Here is a 3,018-nt window from a genome sequence, read left to right as displayed (position 1 = left end):
CAAGTAGAAGGAACCCTAGGGTTACCTGATGGATTTAGCGGCTGTACCATTCTCGGCAACGGTCGAGTGGTTCCTCTGGTAGACGCCAACGCCATGCTACGCTGGATAATCAGTTGTCAGCGCACCAGTAACCTAGAGAGTTTATCCCCACAACATGGCTCCACCTCAAAGGGATTTGTGGAGCAACAACCTCCCTCGATCGGGATACAACCAAGTACTAAAGACACCATCTTAATCATTGACGACTCGATTAACGTGCGCCGGATGTTGGCATTGGGGTTAGAAAAAGCTGGGTATATTGTAGAACACGCCAAAGATGGTCAGGATGGGATAGAAAAACTGCTTCGGGGATTAGAGGTTAAAGCCATTATTTGTGACATCGAAATGCCCAGGCTGGATGGCTACGGCTTTTTAACTCGGGTCAAAGGAGAGCCAAGCTTAAAGACCTTACCCATTATTATGCTCACCTCCCGGAGTGGTTCTAAGCATCGCAAACTAGCTATGACTTTAGGTGCATCTGCTTATTTTTCTAAGCCTTACAATGAGCGGGAGTTATTGAAAACGTTAAATGAAATTATGGTAGAAGACGTATTGATTTAATATTGTTGGTAATATAATGTCCGGTTGACTACTTATCATTTTTAGTTGTTCGTCAATTAACGATTAATAATTAACGATTTACCTAAAGACGAAGTGATTAACCGGACTCGTTCGCGTAGCGTAGCCCTTCGGGCTAATCGCTTTTAGCGGAAGCTTAGCTTCATCGCGAAGCGTGGCCTTAGGCCAATCTCTTGGTGCGCGTTCACGCTTAGCTCCCACGAAAACGCTGGGTCGCACCGGATCATGGGTTATTTCGTCAAAGTTTCAGCGTTAACGAGGGTGCTATTGAGATCAGACTTAAAAAATAACTCTTCCTAGCTCAACTCCCCCAAACTCGACGATATTGCTTGAGCTTCTCCGAACCAGGGCAGTCTGCACATAGTAGTAGTAATTGAAATGGTCAAAGGTATGACCTGATTCACTACTGGTTGAACTTCCCTCGAAGGTATAAGCAGTTTCGCTTCTGGTATCCGAATTAAAAACTAATCCAGAGACAGTATTAACAGCACCATCACGCTTTCTAATGCGTCGTAGTGCTGCTGTGACACGAGCATTCGTACTTCTTCCCGTCGAATCACGGTAGGAAACACTAATGTTGTTGGCATTTTTAACATTAACAGACACTGGACAAATGACAGTAATTGAACCGGTTTTTTCTGGTTTGAACTTAATCCGTCCCGCCGTGATCAGATAAAGGTCTTGTTGTATAGCAGAATCAATGGGAACACATCCTGCTCCATCCATCACCCAATCAGGAACCTGAGCCAGGGCTTTACTAGCACCAAATGTTGTAGTCTGGGCCAATAACGCTCCGATTAATAGTGCTTTTTTCATGTTTATTTCCTCATCACAACTTGCTCAAGTCAATCTGGGATGCACCTATATAGTTATCACCCAAGTCTTTCCTTTTTACGCAAGAGGATAAATTTCACCTAGAGCAGGGGTGGAGGAATCAGAAAACTCACCCCCCATCCTCTCACTCATAAGGGTAGGTTTTTTACTTTGACGTCAGGTGTGGGGTGTGGGGTGTGGGGTGTGGGGTGTGGGGTGTGGGGGATAAGAAAATATACCATTATTGTCGTTAAAAATCATCATTGTCTTGATGCAGCGCGGTCATGGGGGTTTCCCCCATGACCGCGCTGCATCGCTTGTTCGTTGTTTTCCTTTTCCTCTCCCTCTGGGTCGTCCCATGTTTTACCCAAATGTAAAAAACCTACCCCTGTGAGCCATCCTCTCATCCCTCATTAGATATACAGATATATACAGAGTATGCGATCGCATTCGCTAGTTTTGCGTTGTTTGTTTTGCGTTGTTTTTGAATGAGTACACACGGCTTTTGAGATATCCTGTATCGATCCCTTTCCCTAAAAAAAATAAGAGAGCCGTCTTCAAGCTCTCTTGATCATCAGGGTGCATCTACAATAATCACAATATAGCAGTTTTAATGAGGGGTGTCACCCCTCAGCTTAATTTTGCCAAATGGCTGTGCCTTCCACTTCCAGTTAACCCTTGGCACTACCTAGGACAGGTGATGAGAAAGTTTAATCAAATTTGGACAGATTTTCCCTTAGAGCGTTGGTCAACTAATACAAGCTAACAAAATGCTGAACATATGAATCAAACGAAAATCTAGATCATCCCATGCCCCAATTTATCCATTTACCCCTATACCCATGATCAAATTCGATTCCGGAAGAGTTACTGAGGGTGGAATATTCTCGAATCAATGATTAGTACAGGACTTAGACACCAAGACCCTTAAAACCCGGTTTCTCTTATCAGTCAAAGGCTGAAATCGGTGTAATTACCCTCAATAACCGGGTTTGCGCCGTAAATCCTATAGGATTTGTCGAACGTTACGAATTCATAGGCTTTTTAAACAAAGTTTAAGTTAAGCAAATTTCTCTGAACAGAGTCTACCAAAAGTTCAGCCAAGTTGATACATTAATCATAGGCACACAAACCAATCGGAATTCAGGACTGTGCCTCCTGTCCTGAAGAACTTACAGCCCTAGAAACTTAGTCATAGAGATTAACAAGACATGTAGGGTAAGGTAGGCGTTAAATAACCATGAATGGGAGTAATTCAGTTTAGTTCCCACCTACCCTAGACAACTAAAACCATGTCTAGCCCTAATTGGTCGATGTTTTAACTAGCTAGTGGTAATGATCTGAAGCATCTTTGTTCAGCGTCTTAGGCTAGCCAAACTGTTAAAACATCAAAAGCCAAACCACTCAGGAAAGTAAGTAATGGAGGAATATACTTTTTTGTTGAGCGTCGGCTGTAAGACTCTGTAAACCCTAGCTAGATATTTTGTTGAATAAGTATAACCATGAACCAGGTACCGTTACCTGGTTCATGTTAGTTTTAGCCACTATCAAAAGAAGCTCTACGCTATACCGCCTCAACTAGCTCAC

Annotated in this window: 4 protein-coding genes; 1 reads left to right on the top strand and 3 read right to left on the bottom strand. The window is 43.1% G+C overall.

The window, feature by feature from the left end; genetic code table 11:
• Positions 1-600, top strand: a 600-nt coding sequence (locus tag F6K57_RS41685) for a response regulator (RefSeq protein WP_293075047.1), incomplete at its 5' end; no start/stop codon positions are given.
• 78 nt (positions 601-678) lie between these two features.
• Here the strand turns inward: F6K57_RS41685 and F6K57_RS41680 are convergent.
• The 3 genes from F6K57_RS41680 to F6K57_RS41670 all read right to left on the bottom strand — a co-directional run bounded on the left by F6K57_RS41680 (position 679) and on the right by F6K57_RS41670 (position 1,838).
• On the bottom strand, positions 679-837 hold the full coding sequence (locus tag F6K57_RS41680; protein WP_293075045.1) for a hypothetical protein: 159 nt from the start codon (positions 835-837) through the stop codon (positions 679-681).
• A 60-nt stretch (positions 838-897) separates the two neighbouring features.
• On the bottom strand, positions 898-1,434 hold the full coding sequence (locus F6K57_RS41675; RefSeq protein WP_075898302.1) for a hypothetical protein: 537 nt from the start codon (positions 1,432-1,434) through the stop codon (positions 898-900).
• Between the two features lie 257 nt (positions 1,435-1,691).
• Complete coding sequence (locus F6K57_RS41670; protein WP_293051220.1) at positions 1,692-1,838, bottom strand: hypothetical protein; 147 nt, start codon at positions 1,836-1,838, stop codon at positions 1,692-1,694.
• Positions 1,839-3,018 lie beyond the last annotated feature (1,180 nt).

The sequence above is a fragment of the Moorena sp. SIO4A5 genome, assembly GCF_010672005.1.
Taxonomy (GTDB): Bacteria; Cyanobacteriota; Cyanobacteriia; order Cyanobacteriales; family Coleofasciculaceae; genus Moorena.
The sequence above is the reverse complement of the archived record's forward strand: the minus strand, read 5'-3'. Positions and strand labels throughout refer to the sequence as shown.